The organism is Streptomyces sp. NPDC051219 (assembly GCF_040682335.1).
Classification (GTDB): domain Bacteria; phylum Actinomycetota; class Actinomycetes; order Streptomycetales; family Streptomycetaceae; genus Streptomyces.
Genome location: NZ_JBFBAS010000021.1, coordinates 102432 through 122155 on the forward strand (window position 1 = coordinate 102432; position 19724 = coordinate 122155).

At 70.2% G+C, this 19724-nt stretch carries 14 protein-coding genes and 1 pseudogene; 9 read left to right on the forward strand and 6 right to left on the reverse strand.

Annotated features, from left to right (window positions below; genetic code table 11):
• Positions 1–497: 497 nt before the first annotated feature.
• Complete coding sequence (locus AB0M62_RS23005; protein ID WP_366076153.1) at positions 498–2774, forward strand: M4 family metallopeptidase; 2277 nt, start codon at positions 498–500, stop codon at positions 2772–2774.
• A gap of 70 nt (positions 2775–2844) precedes the next feature.
• On the opposite strand, the gene AB0M62_RS23010 is transcribed toward AB0M62_RS23005, so the two are convergent.
• Together AB0M62_RS23010 and glgP are read right to left on the reverse strand one after the other, a co-directional pair.
• The gene (locus AB0M62_RS23010) at positions 2845–4053 is read right to left on the reverse strand and encodes an alginate lyase family protein (RefSeq protein WP_366076154.1); all 1209 of its coding nucleotides are present in this window, start codon (positions 4051–4053) and stop codon (positions 2845–2847) included.
• Between the two features lie 141 nt (positions 4054–4194).
• Positions 4195–6831, reverse strand: coding sequence for an alpha-glucan family phosphorylase (gene glgP / locus AB0M62_RS23015; protein WP_366076155.1), 2637 nt, complete (start codon positions 6829–6831; stop codon positions 4195–4197).
• Between the two features lie 394 nt (positions 6832–7225).
• Between glgP and AB0M62_RS23020 the strand changes: the two genes are divergently transcribed.
• From AB0M62_RS23020 to AB0M62_RS23040, 5 genes are all read left to right on the forward strand, one after another.
• Positions 7226–9214: an alpha-1,4-glucan--maltose-1-phosphate maltosyltransferase gene (locus AB0M62_RS23020; RefSeq protein ID WP_366076156.1), complete on the forward strand. Its 1989-nt coding sequence runs from the start codon at positions 7226–7228 to the stop codon at positions 9212–9214.
• A complete protein-coding gene (gene treS / locus AB0M62_RS23025; RefSeq protein ID WP_366076157.1) occupies positions 9211–10926 on the forward strand; it encodes a maltose alpha-D-glucosyltransferase in 1716 nt (571 codons plus the stop codon). The genes AB0M62_RS23020 and treS overlap by 4 nt, the downstream gene beginning before the upstream one ends.
• Before the next feature lie 236 nt (positions 10927–11162).
• Positions 11163–12632 (forward strand): phosphotransferase, encoded by a 1470-nt coding sequence (locus tag AB0M62_RS23030; protein ID WP_366076158.1) that lies wholly within the window; start codon positions 11163–11165, stop codon positions 12630–12632.
• Positions 12633–12766: 134 nt separating this feature from the next.
• The gene (gene glgB / locus AB0M62_RS23035; RefSeq protein WP_366076172.1) at positions 12767–14962 is read left to right on the forward strand and encodes a 1,4-alpha-glucan branching enzyme; all 2196 of its coding nucleotides are present in this window, start codon (positions 12767–12769) and stop codon (positions 14960–14962) included.
• A 107-nt stretch (positions 14963–15069) separates the two neighbouring features.
• Positions 15070–15993, forward strand: a complete 924-nt coding sequence (locus tag AB0M62_RS23040) for a TIGR04222 domain-containing membrane protein (RefSeq protein WP_366076159.1) — start codon at positions 15070–15072, stop codon at positions 15991–15993.
• A 47-nt stretch (positions 15994–16040) separates the two neighbouring features.
• Here the strand turns inward: AB0M62_RS23040 and AB0M62_RS23045 are convergent.
• Positions 16041–16118, reverse strand: a pseudogene (locus tag AB0M62_RS23045) (thiol reductase thioredoxin); the annotation flags it as partial.
• Positions 16119–16219: 101 nt separating this feature from the next.
• A complete protein-coding gene (locus AB0M62_RS23050; protein ID WP_366076160.1) occupies positions 16220–16372 on the reverse strand; it encodes a hypothetical protein in 153 nt (50 codons plus the stop codon).
• A 126-nt stretch (positions 16373–16498) separates the two neighbouring features.
• Here AB0M62_RS23050 and AB0M62_RS23055 point away from each other — a divergent pair, with 126 nt between their 5' ends.
• Complete coding sequence (locus AB0M62_RS23055) at positions 16499–16843, forward strand: hypothetical protein (protein ID WP_366076161.1); 345 nt, start codon at positions 16499–16501, stop codon at positions 16841–16843.
• A 13-nt stretch (positions 16844–16856) separates the two neighbouring features.
• Here AB0M62_RS23055 and AB0M62_RS23060 read toward each other — a convergent pair whose 3' ends face one another.
• Entirely contained in the window at positions 16857–17441 is a 585-nt protein-coding gene (locus AB0M62_RS23060) for a TIGR03086 family metal-binding protein (RefSeq protein ID WP_366076162.1), read from the reverse strand.
• Between the two features lie 323 nt (positions 17442–17764).
• On the opposite strand from AB0M62_RS23060, the gene AB0M62_RS23065 reads away from it, so the two are divergent.
• Both AB0M62_RS23065 and AB0M62_RS23070 read left to right on the forward strand, forming a co-directional pair.
• Positions 17765–19213, forward strand: a complete 1449-nt coding sequence (locus tag AB0M62_RS23065; RefSeq protein ID WP_366076163.1) for a glycoside hydrolase family 16 protein — start codon at positions 17765–17767, stop codon at positions 19211–19213.
• A 14-nt stretch (positions 19214–19227) separates the two neighbouring features.
• Positions 19228–19572, forward strand: coding sequence for a hypothetical protein (locus AB0M62_RS23070; protein ID WP_366076164.1), 345 nt, complete (start codon positions 19228–19230; stop codon positions 19570–19572).
• Between the two features lie 60 nt (positions 19573–19632).
• On the opposite strand, the gene AB0M62_RS23075 is transcribed toward AB0M62_RS23070, so the two are convergent.
• Positions 19633–19724, reverse strand: a 92-nt coding sequence (locus AB0M62_RS23075) for a transposase (protein ID WP_366076173.1), incomplete at its 5' end; no start/stop codon positions are given.

Consider the following 19724-nt stretch of genomic DNA (forward strand, 5'->3'; position numbering starts at 1 on the left):
TCAGCCGCGGGAATCGGGACTCCGCACCAAACACTTCACGCCCATCTCACCTTCGGCTTCGTGCCGGGTCCAGTCACGCCCCGAACTGGAGCCTCGCGTGCGGCAGGACAACGTCATGACAGTCCGCGCAGTGGACGGACACAGTGGACGGACTCCCCAGCAGGGAGGGGCCGATGGTCGACGCCCGGGCCGCGGCTGCGCCCCCGCCCCCCAACGCCCCCTCCCGCAGGCCGTGTGCGAGATCGAGGTCGTCACACTCTTCGGCGCCCGGCCGCACCCACACCTCCCGGCTTCTCGGAGTCAACCGAGGCCAGTCGGTAAATCGTCCGTATAGCGAACGTGACCATTCGGGCAACGGACGATTTCCGGCCAACCTTTTGACGCGCTCCTGACATTAGGTCAATACCAGTGGCACTCTTCTCCCGTTCTGCGCACTGCCTGTTCTGCCCGGAGGCCCACCCAGCCGTCCGGAACCCCCCTTGCAGAAGGAGTCTGCGTTGAGACCCAGCCCCCATCGACGTGGCACTGCCGTCGGCGCGCTCGTAGCCGCAGCAGCCATGCTCGCCGTCGGTATCCAGGCCGGCACCGCCACCGCCGACAACACGTCCGGCCGGACCCCGGCCTCGGTCAAGCCGAACCCCGGCGCCCTGCCCGCCAAGCTCACCCCCGCCCAGCGGGCGGCGCTCATAGCCGAGGCCGACGCCACCAAGGCGCGGACCGCCAAGGAGCTCGGCCTCGGCGCCAAGGAACGGCTCGTCGTCCGCGAGGTGACCCAGGACGTCGACGGGTCCACGCACACCTTCTTCGAGCGCACCTACGAGGGACTCCCGGTCCTCGGCGGCGACCTGACCGTCCATGAGACGAAGTCCGGGCGCACCGAGTTCGTCAACCGGGCGAACAGCAGGCAGATCACGGTCGCCGACACAGCCCCGGCGGTCGCCGCCGCGACCGCGGAGAAGCAAGCCCTCTCCGCGGCCAAAGCCGAGGGCTCCAAGGCGTCCGACGCCAGCCGTGCGCCGCGCAAGGTCATCTGGGCCGCGCAGGGTACGCCGGTCCTCGCGTACGAGACCGTCGTCGGCGGCCTCCAGCACGACGGCACGCCCAACGAACTCCACGTCATCACGAACGCCGAGACCGGCGCCAGGCTGTACGAGTACCAGGCTGTCGAGACCGGCACCGGCAACACCCAGTACAGCGGACAGGTCACGCTGGGCACATCGCAGTCGGGCAGCACCTACAACCTGACCGACGCGGGCCGCGGCAACCACAAGACCTACAACCTCAACCGCGGCACCTCCGGTACCGGAACGCTCTTCTCCGGCCCGGACGACATCTGGGGCAACGGCGCCCCGGCGAACCTGGAGACCGCCGGCGCCGACGCTCACTACGGCGCCGCGCTGACCTGGGACTACTACAAGAACGTGCACGGCCGCAACGGCCTGCGGAACGACGGTGTGGCCCCCTACAGCCGGGTCCACTACGGCAACAACTACGTCAACGCCTTCTGGCAGGACTCCTGCTTCTGCATGACGTACGGCGACGGCGACGGCAATGCCAAACCGCTCACCTCGATCGACGTGGCCGCACACGAGATGACGCACGGCCTGACCTCGGTCACCGCCAAGCTCGTCTACAGCGGTGAGTCCGGCGGCCTCAACGAGGCCACCTCCGACATCTTCGCGGCCGCCGTGGAGTTCAACGCCAACAACTCCCAGGACGTCGGCGACTACCTGGTCGGCGAGAAGATCGACATCCGCGGCAACGGCACCCCGCTGCGCTACATGGACAAGCCCAGCAAGGACGGCTCGTCCAAGGACGCCTGGTACTCGGGCATCGGCGGGATCGACGTCCACTACTCCTCGGGGCCGGCCAACCACTGGTTCTACCTGGCCTCCGAGGGCAGCGGACCGAAGGTCGTCAACGGCGTCTCCTACGACTCCCCGACTTCCGACGGCCTCCCCGTGACTCCCATCGGCCGCGCCGCCGCCGAGAAGATCTGGTTCCGGGCGCTGACCACCGGCCTGTTCACCTCCAACACCAACTACGCCGCCGCCCGTACGGCCACCCTGCAGGCCGCCGCCGACCTGTACGGCCACGGCTCGACGACGTACAACAACACGGCAAACGCGTGGGCGGCGATCAACGTCGGCAGCCGTATCGCGGAGGGCGTCAGCGTCACCAACCCGGGCGCGCAGACCGGCACCGTCGGCACAGCCGCGAGCCTGCAGATCCAGGCCGGCAGCTCCAACTCGGGCGCGTTGAGCTACGCGGCGACCGGCCTCCCGGCCGGCCTGTCGATCAACGCCTCCACCGGCCTGATCTCCGGTACACCGACCACGGCGGGCACCTCGAACACCACGGTCACGGTGACCGACTCGGCCGGCAAGACCGGCACGGCGTCCTTCAGCTGGACGATCAACCCGGCCGGCCAGGGCAATGTCTTCGAGAACACCACGGACGTCGCCATCCCCGACCGTGGCACCGGCACCTCGACGATCAACGTCAACCGCGCGGGCAACGCCCCGAGCGCCCTGAAGGTCGACGTCAACATCGTCCACACGTGGCGCGGTGACCTGGTCATCGACCTGCTGGCGCCGGACGGGACGGCCTACCGGCTGAAGAACTCCAGTGGCTCGGACTCCGCGGACAACGTCGTCGCGACCTACACCGTGAACGCCTCCTCGGAGGTCGCGAGCGGTGCCTGGAAGCTGCGGGTCCAGGACGTCGCCGCTCTGGACACGGGCTACATCAACAGCTGGAAGCTGACCTTCTGATCCGGCTCACCCGCCCGTGACAAGACCCTGCCCGGGGGAACGGACCACCGTTCCCCCGGGCAGTTCCATGTCAGTTCGGGTTCTGCGCGTGCGTCAGGGTCTCCCAGGCCACGAAGAGGTTGTTCGACCCGGCCGGGCGCTGCCGTTCGGTGAGGGTCTGCGTCTGCGTCATGCCGTACCCCATGCGGTGGTGCAGGGCGTTGTAGCCGACCTCCGTGACGGGGCCGAGCCCGAGATGCAGACTGCCGCCGCACAGCGAGGACGGAACCTGGGCGCCGAGCTGGTACCTGGACTGGAAGCCCAGCGCGTGGCGGAGCCGGTCGGCCACCTCCGGGTAGAGGTCCTGTCCCTGGATGCGGCTGGTCTCGGCGATGTGGGAGATCGCGGAGAGGCCGTAGCCGGTGTGGGTGAAGTCCCTGCAGGTCTCCTGGGTGAGTCCGTCGGTGAACGTCGACTGGCCCTGCCAGTACTTGACGACCTTCTCGCGGGTGTCGAGGTTGCTGCCGGGCGCCGTCTTCGGCAGATCGCCGTCCGTGTTCAGATAGATGTACGCCGGGACCCGCCCACGGAACTTGCCGACCGCCTTGTCGTAGGCGGCGCGGTCCTCCAGGAAGACAGCGATGCCGATCGCGGCCTCCGTCATGCTGAGCTCCCAGTTGCCGTTGGAGTGGGAGCCGTTCGCGACCTCGGGGAGGTAGACGGTGCGAAGCATGGTGGCGAACCGGCCCGCGTTCGGCCAGCCCGTGTAGGTGTGCTTGACGATCTCTGCGGCACGCGGCCAGGAGGACCCGGCCCAGCCCGTCTGCAGCGGGGCGTTGCTGTTGGTGTGGTCCCTGATCACGGCCGACCACGCGTCCATGATCTCGATCGCCTTCTGCGCGTACCGGCCGTCCCGGGTGATGTACCAGGCGAGGGAGAGCGTGTACGCGGCGATCGCGTCCTCACGTTCGTCGGTACAGCCGAGGTTGGGGTTGGAGTACGAGCCGCACTCCACGACCGCCCGCGGCTTGGGGGTTCGCGAGAGCGAGGCGTATTTGCTCGCCATCATCTGCTCGTACGCGCCCTTCCAGGGCTGCTCGCCGGCCTGGACCTTGCCACGTACGAAGTCCAGCTGCGGGCGGCTGACCAGTACACCCGGGTGGGTGAACGCCGCGGGAGCGGCTGCTGCCCCGGTGCGGGGCGCAGCGGCCCGTCCGGGGCCGGCGTCCGCGGTGGAGCCGAGAGCGAGGGTGGCCGCGACGGCGAGGGCCGCGGCCATGGCTATGGGTCCGGTGCGCATGGGGGGTGCCTTCCGGTGGGGGAATCTCCAAGTACGTTCAGCGTGTTGAACGTTGGGCGGAAGCATGAACGTATCCCCATGGGCACGTCAAGGGCCCGGCACCCCCGCGGGAGGTGCCGGGCCCCTGTGCGGAGCAGCGCGTCAGCGCATCAGTACGCCCGCCGCCTCCCCCGTCGTCTCGGACGGAACGGCGACGAGGCCGAGATCGGCGCTGGTCGCCAGCAGCGGATGAGCGGGCAGGATCCGGACCGTGTAACCGAAGGGGCCCGTACGGTCCAGAGCGAGCGGCCCCTCGTACAGCCAGCGGCCCTCCAGGTCCGGGCCGCCGGCCGGCTTGAGCGGGAAGGTCTGCGCGTCGGTGATGTGGTCCGCCGAGTCGACCCGGCCCGCGACGGCCTGGACCTCGACATCCTCGGGCTGCAAACCGTCGAGCGCGACCCGCACCCGCAGCGCGAGCGTCGATCCCAGCTCGGCGGTGCCATTGACGGCGGTCGCCGCCAGCGCTTCCACATGGTCGACCGCGACCCGCGGCCAGGCGCCGCGCACGCGCGCCTTCCACCCGGCGAGCTCGCGGGCGGTGTCCGGGTCCAGGGCGCGATGGGCGCGCGCGGCCGGGGCGTACAACCGCTCCACGTACTCCCGAACCATGCGTCCGGCCAGCAGTTTCGGGCCGAGCGAGGCGAGCGTCTGACGCACCATCTCGATCCAGCGCCCGGGCAGGCCGCTGTCACCGCGATCGTAGAAGCGGGGGGCGACCCGCTGCTCGATCAGCTCGTACAGGGCATGCGCCTCCAGGTCGTCGCGGCGGTCCTCGTCGGTTCCGGCGGCATCGGCGGTCGGGATCGCCCATCCGTAGTCCGGGCCGAACCACTCGTCCCACCAGCCGTCCAGCACGGACAGATTGAGACACCCGTTGAGGGCTGCCTTCATTCCGCTGGTGCCACAGGCCTCAAGTGGGCGCAGCGGGTTGTTCAGCCAGACGTCGCATCCCGGGTACAGCTTCTGCGCCATCGCCATGCCGTAGTCCGGCAGGAAGACGATGCGGTGCCGGACCCGCGGGTCGTCGGCGAACCGCACCAGCTCGCGCACGAGCCGTTTGCCGCCGTCGTCCGCCGGATGGGCCTTGCCTGCCACGACGATCTGCACCGGCCGTGTCGGGTGGAGCAGCAGGTCCATGAGCCGGTCCTTGTCCCGGAGCATGAGCGTGAGCCGCTTGTACGACGGGACGCGCCGCGCGAAGCCGATGGTCAGGATGTCCGGGTCGAGCACCCCGTCGATCCAGCCGAGTTCGGCGGAACCGGCGCCGCGCTGGCGCCAGGACGCCCGGAGCCGGTCCCGTACCTCGTACACCAGCTGCTCCCGCAGCACCCGCCGCACGTCCCAGATCTCGGCGTCGGCGATGTCGGCGACCGCGTCCCAGCGCTTCGAGCCGCCGACCGTGAGAGCGTCCTCGGCCCGGCCGGCACCGATCTGCCGGGCGCCGAGCCGGAAGACTTCCGGGGCCACCCAGGTGGGGGCGTGCACCCCGTTGGTGACCGAGGTGATGGGGACCTCCGCCGGGTCGAAGCCGGGCCAGAGGCCGGCGAACATCTCCCGGCTGACGGCTCCGTGCAGGGTGGAGACGCCGTTGGCGCGCTGGGCGAGCCTGAGGCCCATCACGGCCATGTTGAACAGGTTGGGTTCCCCGCCCGGGTAGGTCTCCATGCCGAGCTGGAGGATCCGCTCGACGTCGACGCCCGGCAGCTCGCCGTCCTCGCCGAAGTGGTGGGCGACCAGTTCGCGGTCGAAGCGGTCGATGCCGGCGGGCACGGGGGTGTGGGTGGTGAAGACGGTCCCGGCCCGTACCGCCTCCAGCGCGGAGTCGAAGTCCAGTCCCTCCCCGGAGAGTTCCCTGATGCGTTCCAGGCCGAGGAAGCCGGCATGGCCCTCGTTGGTGTGGAAGACCTCGGGCGCGGGGTGGCCGGTCAGCCTGCAGTACGTGCGTACGGCGCGGACACCTCCTATTCCGAGGAGCATCTCCTGAAGGAGCCGGTGCTCGCTGCCGCCGCCGTACAGCCGGTCGGTGACATCCCGCTCGCCGGGATCGTTGTCCTCGACGTCCGAGTCGAGCAGGAGGAGCGGGACCCGGCCTACCCGCGCCTGCCAGATGTGGGCGCGCAGCGACCGGCCGCCTGGCAGGGCGAGCGAGACCCGGCTCGGGGTGCCGTCGTCCTCCCGGAGCAGGGAGACGGGCAGCTCGTTCGGGTCGAGTACGGGGTAGTGCTCCTGCTGCCAGCCGTCCCGGGACAGCGACTGGCGGAAGTAGCCGTGCCGGTAGAGCAGCCCGACACCGATGAGCGGGGCGCCGAGGTCGCTGGCCGCCTTGAGATGGTCGCCGGCGAGAATGCCGAGGCCGCCGGAGTACTGGGGCAGCGCCGCGGTGATGCCGAACTCCGGCGAGAAATAGGCGATGGCGTTGGGGAGTTCATCGCCTGCGGCCTCCTGGGCCTGGTACCAGCGGTTGCCGCGCAGATAGTCGTCCAGGTCGTCGGCGGCGGCGGTCAGTCTGCGCAGGAAGCGGCGGTCCTGTGCGAGATCGCCCAGCCGCGCGGCTGGCACGGCTCCGAGCAGTCGTACGGGGTCGCCGCCCGCCGCCTGCCAGCCCTCGGGATCGACGGACTGGAAGAGTTCGCGGGTTTCGGCGTGCCAGGACCAGCGCAGGTTGCGCGCGAGGTCACTGAGTGGTCGTAGGGGTTCCGGCAGGACGGGGCGCACGGTGAATCGACGAATGGCCTTCACGTGTCCACCTTCGCAGGGGGAAGTACGAATCTTCAGCGGACGCACCACGATGTGCACCCGGGCTTCACCCCCCGACGTTAGCGGCGCCCGGTCGGCACAACCACGGCGCAGGGGAGCAGCCGGGCGAGTCGGTGCGCCCCCGCTGCCTGCGGGAGCCGTTACGCGCCAGTAGTTAACGAAGCACCGGATTTGGGCCCCGAAGAGCCGGGGAAGGCTCCACCGGTACGAAGGAAGCGCGCCCCTCAACGCACCCTGATTCCCGCCACCCGAGTGAACGCGGACAGGAGCGGCCATGCCCGTAGCCCGTCAGTCGCCAACGGAGCAGCTAGAAAGAGGCAAACCTCCCAAACGTGCCCAATCGGCCACGCCCGCACCAGAGCCATCAGGTGATTCCATGATCGGTCGTATTCCCGTCCTGGACGTCCGTCCCTTCGTCGACTGCGGCCGAAGGCCGGCGAAGGCGGTGGTGGGTGAGGTCTTCCAGGTCACGGCGACCGTCTTCCGCGAGGGCCACGACGCCGTGGCCGCCAATGTTGTGCTGCGCGATCCCGCGGACAGGCCCGGCCCCTGGACCCCGATGCGCGAGCTCGCCCCGGGGACGGACCGCTGGGGGGCGGAGGTGGCCGCGACCTCCGAGGGGCGATGGACCTACGCCGTCGAGGCGTGGAGCGACCCGGTCGCCACCTGGCGGCACCACGCCCAGATCAAGATCCCGGCCGGCCTCGACACCGCACTCGTCCTCATGGAGGGCGCGGAGCTGTACGAGCGCGCGGCCGCCGGAGTGCCCAAGAGCGAGGGCCGTGAGGCCGTGCTCGCCGCGGTGGACGCCCTTCGTGACGAGGGCCGCCCGGCCGCCGCCCGGCTGGCCGCGGCGCTGGCTCCCGAGGCCACGGACGCGCTCGTCAGTCATCCGCTGCGCGAACTGGTCAGCTCCTCGCGCCCCCTGCCGCTGCTCGTCGAACGCCGGCGCGCCCTGTTCGGCTCCTGGTACGAGCTCTTCCCGCGCTCCGAAGGCGCGGTCGTGAAGAAGGGGAAGCCTCCGGTCAGCGGCACCTTCCGGACCGCGGCCGAACGGCTGCCCGCTGTCGCCGCGATGGGCTTCGACGTGGTCTACCTTCCGCCCATCCACCCCATCGGCACCACGCACCGCAAGGGGCCCAACAACACGCTCTCCGCCAAGCGGCGGGACGTCGGTGTGCCGTGGGCGATCGGCTCGCCGGCCGGCGGCCACGACGCGGTCCACCCCGACCTGGGCACGATCGAGGACTTCGACGGCTTCGTCGCCCGTGCCCGCGACCTGCGGATGGAGGTGGCACTGGACTTCGCGCTGCAGTGCTCTCCGGACCACCCCTGGGTGGAGAAGCACCCCGAGTGGTTCCACCACCGGGCCGACGGCACCATCGCGTACGCCGAGAACCCGCCGAAGAAGTACCAGGACATCTACCCGATCGCGTTCGACCGGGACATGGAAGGCCTGGTCGCCGAGACGCTGCGCGTGCTGCGCTTCTGGATGAGCCACGGGGTACGGATCTTCCGCGTCGACAACCCGCACACCAAGCCGGTGGTCTTCTGGGAGAAGGTGATCGCGGACATCGGCCGTACCGACCCCGACGTCGTCTTCCTGGCCGAGGCCTTCACCCGCCCCGCGATGATGCACGCCCTGGCGGCGATCGGCTTCCAGCAGTCGTACACCTACTTCACCTGGCGCAACACCAAGCAGGAGCTGACGGACTACCTCACCGAGCTGTCCGGCGAGTCCGCCTCGTACATGCGGCCCAACTTCTTCGTGAACACCCCGGACATCCTGCACGCCTACCTTCAGGAGGGCGGCCGGCCGGCCTTCGAGGTGCGGGCGGTCCTGGCCGCCACCCTCTCCCCCAGCTGGGGCGTCTACGCCGGGTACGAGCTGTGCGAGAACACCCCGGTCCGGGAGGGCAGCGAGGAGTACCTGGACTCGGAGAAGTACCAGCTGCGGCCCCGGGAATGGGAGTCGGCCGAACGCGAGGGCCGCACCATCGCGCCGCTGATCACCGCGCTCAACCGGCTGCGGCGCCGCCACCCGGCGCTTCAGCAGCTGCGCGACATCCACTTCCACCATGCCGACAACGAGGCGGTGATCGCGTACTCGAAGAGGTCGGGTTCGAACATCGTTCTGGTGGTCGTCAACCTCGACCCGCACCACACCCAGGAGGCGACGGTCTCGTTGGACATGCCGGATCTCGGCCTGGAGTGGCACGAGACCGTCCCGGTGCGCGACGAGCTCACCGGCGAGACCTACCACTGGGGCAGGGCCAACTATGTGCGCCTCGAGCCGGGTGTCACACCCGCGCACGTCATGGTCCTGCGACCGTCCCCGCCGATCGGAGGGTCACCCACATCATGATCGTCAATGAGCCTGTCCACGACAAGTTCGAGGACACGCCCGCCAAGGACCGCGATCCCGACTGGTTCAAACGGGCGGTCTTCTACGAAGTCCTCGTGCGCTCCTTCCAGGACAGCAACGGTGACGGCGTGGGTGACCTCAAGGGCCTCACCGCCAAACTCGACTATCTGCAGTGGCTGGGCGTCGACTGCCTCTGGCTGCCGCCGTTCTTCAAGTCGCCGCTGCGGGACGGAGGTTACGACGTCTCGGACTACACGGCCGTGCTGCCGGAGTTCGGCGACCTCGCCGACTTCGTGGAGTTCGTGGACGCCGCGCACCAGCGCGGAATGCGGGTCATCATCGACTTCGTGATGAACCACACCAGCGACCAGCACGAGTGGTTCCAGCAGTCGCGGTCCGATCCGGGCGGGCCGTACGGCGACTACTACATGTGGGCCGACGACGACAAGCAGTACCAGGACGCCCGGATCATCTTCGTCGACACCGAGTCCTCGAACTGGACCTACGACCCGGTGCGTAAGCAGTACTACTGGCACCGCTTCTTCTCCCATCAGCCGGATCTCAACTTCGAGAACCCGGCCGTGCAGGAGGAGATCATCTCCGCGCTGCGCTTCTGGCTGGACCTGGGCATCGACGGCTTCCGGCTGGACGCCGTGCCCTATCTGTACGCGGAGGAGGGCACCAACTGCGAGAACCTCCCCCGCACCCACCACCTGCTCAAGCGCGTCCGCGCCGAGATCGACGCGCACTACCCGGACACCGTGCTGCTGGCCGAGGCCAACCAGTGGCCGGAAGACGTCGTCGACTACTTCGGCGACTTCCGGGAGGGCGGCGACGAGTGCCACATGGCGTTCCACTTCCCGGTGATGCCGCGGATCTTCATGGCGGTACGACGGGAGTCGCGCTACCCGGTCTCCGAAATCCTGGCCAAGACGCCGGCGATCCCCTCCGGCTGCCAGTGGGGGATCTTTCTGCGGAACCACGACGAGCTCACGCTCGAGATGGTCACGGACGAAGAGCGCGACTACATGTACGCGGAGTACGCCAAGGACCCGCGCATGCGCGCCAACATCGGTATCCGCCGGCGTCTGGCCCCACTGCTGGACAACGACCGGAACCAGATCGAGCTGTTCACCGCCCTGTTGCTGTCGCTGCCCGGCTCGCCGATCCTCTACTACGGGGACGAGATCGGCATGGGCGACAACATCTGGCTGGGCGACCGGGACGCCGTGCGGACCCCGATGCAGTGGACGCCCGACCGCAACGCGGGCTTCTCGTCCTGCGATCCGGGACGGCTCTACCTGCCCACCATCATGGACCCGGTCTACGGCTACCAGGTCACCAACGTCGAGGCGTCGATGTCCTCGCCGTCCTCGCTGCTGCACTGGACCCGGCGGATGATCGAGATCCGTAAGCAGAACCCGGCGTTCGGACTCGGCTCGTACACGGAACTGCCGTCCTCCAACCCGGCGGTGATCGCGTTCCTCCGTGAGTACAAGGACGATCTGGTCCTCTGCGTGCACAACTTCTCGCGGTTCGCGCAGCCGACGGAACTCGACCTGCGGGCCTTCAACGGCCGCCACCCGGTGGAGCTCATCGGTGGTGTGCGGTTCCCCGCCATCGGCGAGTGGCCCTATCTGCTGACTCTCGCAGGCCACGGCTTCTATTGGTTCAGGCTGCGCAAGACACCCAAAGGCGTGAGCAAGATCTGACGTCATATCAGGACAGTCCGGGGGTGGGGCGGTTTCCACCGGCCCACCCTGGGCACTCTCCCTGAATACCGCGAGTGAGCTGAACTGCTCGCCGAACACCGTGCCGCGAATGGGTCAACGACTCTCCCTGTACGGACCATCCTCACCCGACACGTCCCGCACGGCCGGACAGCCATTGCCGCAATCCGGGACACTCTGCGCATCCTGTGGTGTGCCCGGGGAAAGGACGCGATGCCATGTCGGAGGCTGCATCCACCCGGGGTCGCACGAGCGCCCGTCGTACCAATCGGGCGCCACGGCCCTCACCAGCCCTCCTGCCCTCGCTCACTCCGCTTCTGCGCGAATGGCTGCCCCGGCAGCGGTGGTTCGCGGGCAAGGGCCGCCCCATCTCCGGATTCACCCTTGTCTCGGCGACCGAACTGCTCCCTCCCACGGCCTCTCCGGGCCTGCTGCACCTGCTCGTACAGGCCCAGCAGCCGGTCCTCCGCGGCCAGAGTCCCCCGCAGCCGGCCGACTGCTACCAGCTGCTGCTGGGCGTCCGGGCCGCGCTCCCGCCACCACTCGCGTCCGCGCTGATCGGCCGGGTCACGGACGGACCGCTGGCCGGGCACACCGTCTACGAGGCCCTGCACGATCCGCGCCTCGCCGCGCTGCTGCTGGAGCGGCTGCGTACTCCGGGCACACTCGGCACCCTGCGCTTCGACCGCGCCCCCGCCGCGGGAATCCCGGCCGGGCTGGCTCCCCGGCTCGCTTCGGTGGAACAGTCCAACTCCTCGCTGATCTACGGCGATTCGTACATCCTCAAGATCTTCCGCAGGGTCGGCCACGGCATCAACCCGGACCTGGAACTGCCCCTCGCCCTCGCCCGGGAAGGCTGTGCGCGGGTGCCCGCGCCGGTCGCGTGGTACGAGGCGGACGGCGAGGACGGGCGCGAACCTCTCACCCTCGGGGTTCTCCAGCCATATCTGCGCGGCTCCGACGACGGCTGGCAGCTCGCGCTGCGCACGCTCGCCGCGGGGCGCGGTTTCGGCCAGGAGGCGCGCGCGCTGGGCCGGGCCACCGCCGAGGTGCACACCGCGCTCGCCGCCGCTCTGCCCACCGTCACGCTGCGGCGGCAGCAGACCGAGCACCTGGCCGCCGAGATGACCGCCCGACTGGCGGCCACCGCGCAGGCCGTCCCCGCCTTGCGTCCGTACGAGTCCGGCCTGCGCGGCGCCTTCGACGCCCTGGCCGCACTGGGCGGCAACGGCCGCGCCTGGCCCGCCCAGCGCATCCACGGCGACCTGCACCTCGGCCAGACCCTCCGGGCCGCGGACGGCAGGTGGTCCCTGATCGACTTCGAGGGCGAGCCGGCCAGCCCGATCTCCGAACGCCGCCGACCGCAGCCGGCGGTGCGCGACGTTGCCGGCATGCTCCGCTCCTTCGACTACGCCGCCCGCTCCCACCAGCCGTGGGACGCGCGGTGGGCGGAGGACTGCCGCGCCGCGTACTGCGAGGGATACGCCGAGTCCTCCGGCACCGACCCGCGCGCCGAGGGCGAGCTGCTGCGCGCGTACGAAACCGACAAAGCGGTGTACGAGGTGCTCTACGAGGCCCGGCACCGCCCCGACTGGCTGCCGGTCCCCATGGCGGCCGTCCGCCGCCTCGCCGAGCCCGGATCCGCCACCACTCCCGCCCAGAGCCCCCCGAGGAGGCCGCACTCGTGACCGCCCGACAGCCGTCCCGCAGTAAGCCCGACCAGACCCAGCCCGAGGCACCCGCCTTCCTGCCGGGCCCGGCGGACGCACCGGCATCCCCGCCCCCCGCCAAGTCCCGGCCGCGGCGCGCCGCGAGCCACGGGGTGCGGCCCGCGCCGCCACTCGCACCGGAGGACCGGGAACGGCTGCTCGCCGGCGCGCACCACGACCCGCACGCGGTGCTCGGCGCGCACACCGTGCGCGGCGGTGTCGCGCTCCGCATCCTGCGCCCGTACGCCCGGGGCGTCACCGTCGTCGCCAAGGGACTGCGCGCCGAGCTTCACGACGAGGGGGAGGGATTCTTCTCCGGCATCCTCCCGGCCCTGCGGAGCGTCCCGGACTACAAGCTCCTCGTCGCCTACGAGGACACCGAGCTGGAGATCCACGACCCGTACCGCTTCCTGCCCGCCCTCGGCGAGCTGGACCTGCACCTCATCGGCGAGGGCCGGCACGAGGAGCTGTGGAAGGCGCTCGGCGCCGAGCCGATGGTCCACCAGGACGTCACCGGCACGCGCTTCACCGTGTGGGCACCCAATGCCCGGGGCGTCCGGATCGCCGGCGACTTCAACTACTGGGACGGCACCGGGCTGCCGATGCGCTCACTCGGGGCCTCCGGCGTCTGGGAGCTGTTCCTCCCCGGCGTGGGCGAGGGCGCGCTGTACAAGTTCGACATCACCCGTCCCGACGGCAGCCACACGATGCGCGCCGACCCGATGGCCCGCCGCACCGAGGTGCCGCCCTCCAACGCCTCCATCGTGACCGCTTCGCACCACGTGTGGCACGACGGCGACTGGATGGCCGGGCGCGCGGACCGCCCGGTGCACGAGGCCCCTCTGTCGGTCTACGAGGTCCATCTCGGATCCTGGCGGCCGGGTCTCACATACCGGCAGCTGGCCGCCCAACTCCCCGCCTACGTCAGGGACCTGGGTTTCACCCACGTCGAGCTGATGCCCGTGGCCGAGCACCCCTTCGGCGGCTCCTGGGGCTACCAGGTCACCGGCTTCTACGCCCCGACCTCCCGAATGGGAACCCCGGACGACTTCCGGTATCTCGTCGACGCCCTGCACCGGGCCGGGATCGGCGTGATCGTCGACTGGGTACCGGCGCACTTCCCCAAGGACGACTGGGCTCTGGCCGAGTTCGACGGCCGGCCGCTGTACGAGCACACCGACCCGGAACGCGCCGCGCACCCGGACTGGGGAACCCTCGAGTTCGACTACGGCCGCAAAGAGATCCGTAACTTCCTCGTCGCCAACGCGGTCTACTGGTGCCAGGAGTTCCACATCGACGGTCTGCGGGTGGACGCGGTCGCCTCGATGCTCTACCTCGACTACTCGCGCGAGCACGGCGAATGGACGCCCAACGTGCACGGCGGCCGGGAGAACCTGGATGCCGTGGCATTCCTCCAGGAGATGAACGCCACCGTCTACCGCCGCTGCCCCGGCGTCGTCACCATCGCCGAGGAGTCCACTGCCTGGGACGGCGTCACCCGGGCCACTCACCATGTCGGCCCCGGCGGGTTCGGTGGTCTGGGCTTCGGACTGAAGTGGAACATGGGCTGGATGCACGACTCGCTGGAGTACATCTCCAAGGAGCCCGTGCACCGCAAGTACCACCATCACGAGATGACCTTCTCGATGGTGTACGCGTACAGCGAGAACTACGTCCTGCCCATCTCCCACGACGAGGTCGTGCACGGCAAGCAGGCGCTGGTGAGCAAGATGCCCGGCGACTGGTGGCAGCAGCGCGCCAACCACCGGGCCTATCTCGGCTTCATGTGGGCCCACCCCGGCAAGCAGCTGCTGTTCATGGGGCAGGAGTTCGCGCAGGGGGCGGAGTGGTCGGAGGGGCACGGCCCCGACTGGTGGCTGCTCGACCCCTCGTACTCGGCCGAGCCCGACCACCGGGGTGTCCGTGACCTGGTCCGCGATCTCAACACGGCTTACACCGCCTCGCCGGCCCTCTGGCAGCGGGACACCGTTCCCGAGGGATTCGCCTGGGTCGAGGGCGACGCGGCCGAGGACAACGTATTCGCGTTCCTGCGATTCGCCGCGGACGACGCGCCACTGCTGTCCGTCAGCAACTTCTCGCCGGTGGTCCGGCACGAGTACCGGCTCGGCGTCCCGGAACAGTTCTCCGCCTGGACGGAGGTCCTCAACACCGACGCCGCCCGGTACGGCGGCAGCGACGTCCTCAACACCGAGCCGCTGAAGCCGGAGCCGGTCCCGTCCCACGGGCGCCCGGCGAGTCTCCAGCTGACCCTGCCCCCGCTGGCGACGGTCTGGCTCCGGCCGGCCTGAACCTCAAATCATGCTCTGAAGTGAGGCCATGAGCGGTTGAACCGCCCCGATCCGGTCATCACCACGGCACGACGGAACAGTTCGTGCGGCCGGATCGGGGGACTGCTGTGTGGACCACTGTGCTCATCGTCAACTGCCTCGTGGCTGCGGCCGCGTGCGGCTCGCACCTCGCGCTCTCCGGACGGGCGCAGGGCCTCCGCGGCCGTGGCGCGCGCCGGGACGCCGACCGCGACGACCTGTACGACTCCGCCTTCCTTGCGGGCGGGCCCGCGAGGGTCGCCGACATCGCCCTCCTCGCCCTGCGTGAGCGTGGCGGTCTGACGGTCGGCCCGGGTTCCCGGATACGGGCGGACCAGGCACGTCCGGTGCACCCGGTCGAGCACGTCCTGGCAGACCGCTGGCAGCACGCTCCGGGCGGCAGGAGCCTGTCCCGGCTCCGCACGCTGGTGATGCGCAGTCCTGAGGTAAGGGAGATCGGCGACCGGCTCGCGTCGTGCGGACTGCTCCTTCACCCGCGCCACGACCACGCGCGACGCATCACGGGGGGCTTGCTCGCAGTGCTGTTCCTCGCCACGCTCCTCACCGCCCTGTGGGCACCGAACCCGGTGCCGTTCATCGCCCTGGGCGGCGGCTGCCTCGCGGTCCTGCTCCTGTTCCTCACCCCCGCCCGGCCGACCCCGCCGGGCCGGCGCCGGCTGAAGTGGGCACGCCGCCACGCGCCTTGGTCCGGTTCGGAACTGGCCCCCGTGGTGTTCGGCGGGCCTGCCGCCGTACCGGACGAGACGCTGCGCGCAACCCTGCAGAGTGCGGCCCGCCGCTCCGCGCTCCTGGGCGGCCGCTACGACTACGACTGGGAGGCCGCCCCGGGGACCGGCCGGAGCCTGACCCGCCTCGGCCGGGCCCTGGGCCTCGACCTCGGCTCAGACTCCGACTCCGACTCCGACTGGGGCCACGGCTGGGACGGCGGAGGAGGTTTTGGCGGCGGAGGCTTCGGCTGCGGCGGAGGAGGCGGTGGCGGCGGCGGGGACTGACCCGGTGTGGCACCCGGGCTCGGGCTCGGACAGCGTCGGAGCCCGCCCTCGGGCTCCCGCAGCAGCTTCCGCTTCGGCCGCGCACCCACCCTGGACTTCACCGGCTCACCGCCCCGGAACACGACGTCGCGTCAGCTGACGCGGCCGATCTTGAGAACGTGCACGGTGCCGGGGCGCAGTCGGCGGGACTCGGTCATCGCCTGATGCTGCCACACCACCGTGTGGGTCACGAGGCGGCCGCCCGGCCGTCCTCAGCGTCCAGCTGAGCCATGAATTCGTCGTGGCTCATGGGCGGGCCGGTCGGCCCGGCTTCGCGCACTGCGGCTTCAGCGAGGTCGGCTCCGTCGCGCAGCCGCCGCAGTTCTTCCAGCTCCTCCATCGGGATCATGATGCTCGGGCCGTGCCGCCCGTTCACACGACTGGTCGCTCACCGGATGCCGAGGCGGTCCCGGCGCGGCAGCGTGGCCTCCACGAGGACACGCTGCCGCACAGACGAGGACCGCCCATGTCCGATCACCGGCGTCTCGGCGTCATCACCGGGGCCGCGCTGCTGCTGCTCGCCACCACTGGCTGTTCAGGTCTCGGCCGGACCGCGGTGGGCACCGTCAGTTTTGTCGACAGGGAACACCGGGTCGTCACGATCAGCAACCCACCGGTGAAGGGGTGCCAGTCCTTCGGCGCCAGAGGAGCCACCGGCGTGGTCAACCGCACCCTGGTCGACCTCGTCCTCTACCAAACCCCCGACTGCCGGAAGGTGACTGAGGACAGCTGGATCTATCTGGCCACGACGCTGTCCGACACCATCGCCCGGGGCTCGCTGCCGTGGCGCAGTTACTCGATGATCCACTGAGGCCGCAGCCGACTCACCTGGGGTCTCGGCCGGTCATGCCGAGCAGGCGGTCCTGGAGCCGGGCGTTCTCCGGAACCTCGACCTCCGGGCCGAAGACCTTCACTCCGGGACCGAACGCGTCCGGCGTACGCATCATGTCCATCACCTCCTTCGGCACCGCCGCTGTGGAGGCCCACAGGCGTTCCACGTCCACCGTGTCGATCGTGTCGTCCTGCCCGGTGGCCCGGGCCAGGTCCCAGCCGTGGAAGACCATGTCGTTGCTGACGACCTCGTCGATGTGCCGCTCGACCGTCATCGGGCCGTTCGGCGTCCGGCACTCCCGGCCGGCGAGCGCGGCGTCGTCGAGGATGGCCTCCACGTCGGCACGGGCGGCCCTGAAGGCACCCAGCGGATCGTCCCGCAGGGAGGGAGCGGGGCTCATGAAGCGGTCGACGGGCCGCAGCATGACGCCGTGCATGTCGATGATGTGACCCACCAGGTCCCGGGCGGTCCAGTCCTCGCACGGAGACGGGTTGCCCCACTGTTCGCGGCGGGTGGCGGCAATCCTGCGTTCGAAGGCGTCGGCGTGACGGCGGTAGCGGTCTGCGATCTCGCTCATGTTGCGTCTCCTGTCGCGAACGAGGCGGTGTCCGCAATTCTGCCGCTCTCGTTCCGCGCCCGTGGCTTCCGGGCGGGCCACCCGACTCGGTTTCCGCTTCCGCGACAGTGCGGACCGGCTGCCCCAGGCCGTCGCGCAGACCATCGGCTCATTGGTTCGTCCGTCGGGGGGACCGTCCGACCGACTGACCAGCGGCGCTCTCAACTGGGTTCCGCGTTCAAGAAGTTAAGACGTTCAAGTCATTGACGGCTCCAGTGGGTGCATCTACAAAACCTTGGGAGCGCTCTCATGCACCGCCCGCCACCCCCTACCGGAGGTGTTCCTTGAGCACGAGCCGCAGACATCCCCTCCTCGCCGCGCTGGTCGCGGCGGCCGCCGCCCTCGCCGGACTGGCCGCGCTGATGACAGCCGGCCCCGCACGCGGCGCCGTCCCCCCCGCCCCGGGCTGGAACCTTCAGTGGAGCGACGACTTCACCGGCGCCAACGGCAGCCTCCCCTCCGCCGCCAACTGGCAGGTCGACACCGGTCACGGATACCCCGGCGGCCCCGGCAACTGGGGCACGGGCGAGATCCAGAACTACACCAGCTCCCCGAGCAACCTCAGCGTCGACGGCAACGGCAACCTCCGCATCACCCCGCTCCGGGACGGCGCGGGCAACTGGACGTCCGCCCGGATCGAGACCAAACGCGCCGACTTCAAGGCACCGGCCGGCGGCACCCTCCGGATCGAGGGCCGCATCCAGATGCCCAACGTCACCGGTGACGCCGCCCTCGGCTACTGGCCGGCCTTCTGGGCGCTCGGCTCTCCGTACCGCGGCAACTACTGGAACTGGCCGGCCATCGGCGAGTTCGACATCATGGAGAACGTCAACGGCCTCAACTCCGTCTGGGGCGTGCTGCACTGCGGCGTGAATCCCGGCGGGCCGTGCAACGAGACCAGTGGTCTCGCGAACAGCCGGGCCTGCCCCGGCGCCAGCTGCCAGTCGGCGTTCCACACGTACCGCTTCGAGTGGGACCGCGCCGTCACGCCCAACCAGCTGCGCTGGTACGTGGACGACCAGCTCTTCCACAGCGTCAGCGAGGACCGCTTCGACGCGGGCACCTGGAACAACATGACCAGCCACGCCGGGTACTTCATCCTGCTCAACGTCGCCATCGGCGGTGCCTTCCCGGACGCACTGGCCGGTAAGACGCCCACCGCCGCGACCGTCCCCGGCCGTCCGATGCTCGTCGACTACGTAGCCGTCTGGACCAAGGGTGGCGGCGGCACCAACCCGCCCGACCCCACCGACCCGCCTTCCGGATCCGCCACGCTGAACCTGCGTTCCGGCGGCGGGCTGGGTGACGCGGCCGCGGCGGCCTCCTCGGCGACGCTCTCCTCGGCGGGTGGTGCCAACCACGACGGCACACCGCACAACCCGCAAACCTTCACCTCCGCCGGGATCACCAGGAAGTACACCGGCGGCGCCACCGAGTTCGACCTGTTCGTTGACGCCGGCTCGACCGTCGCCAACGGCCAGCAGGTCAGGGTCAGTTACGACCGGACCGGAGACGGGACCTGGGACCGTACGGAGACGTTCAACTACTTCGCCACCGATCCCGTCGCGGGCTACGAGCACTACAACCAGGGCAAGGGCCTGAAGTCGTCCACCGGTTCGCACGGCGACCTGGTCAACGGGAAGGTCCGCGTCGAGGTCTGGAACGCCATCGGCAACGGCGCCAGCACCGTCGGCACCGGCAACCAGTCCTTCGTACGCATCCCCTTCGGCTGACGGGAGGAGCCGTCATGCGACGCCTGCTCACCACGCCGGCCGTCGTGCTCGCCATCCTGCTCTCCGTCGTCGTCGGCGTACTGCTGCTCGACGGCGGGGGGCCGGAACGGTCCGGCCCGGCATCCGAGGACCGCACCCCCCATGCCGGCCACGCCCACACCTTCACGGACGCGCAGAAGGCGGCGATCGTCGCACAGGCGGCCGCGCCGTTGCGCGGCAGCGAGTTCCGGGCCGACTGCTTCTCGAGCCACCGCCGCGGGGACGACCCGATCGTCTTCCCGGGGCAGGCGGGCCGGTCCCACGTCCACGAGTTCTACCTCGGATCTTGGCCAGTGCTCCGCCCTTCAGGGCGGGGGTGAAGGCGGTCCTTGGCCCGGAGGCGCGGAGCGCCGGAGTGCTCTGCGTCTTCGGGGTGACGGTCAGACGGGACGCTGCTGGTTTTCGATGTACTGCTTGACGACGGTCAGGGGTGCCCCGCCGCATGATCCTGCGAAGTAGGAGCCGGACCAGA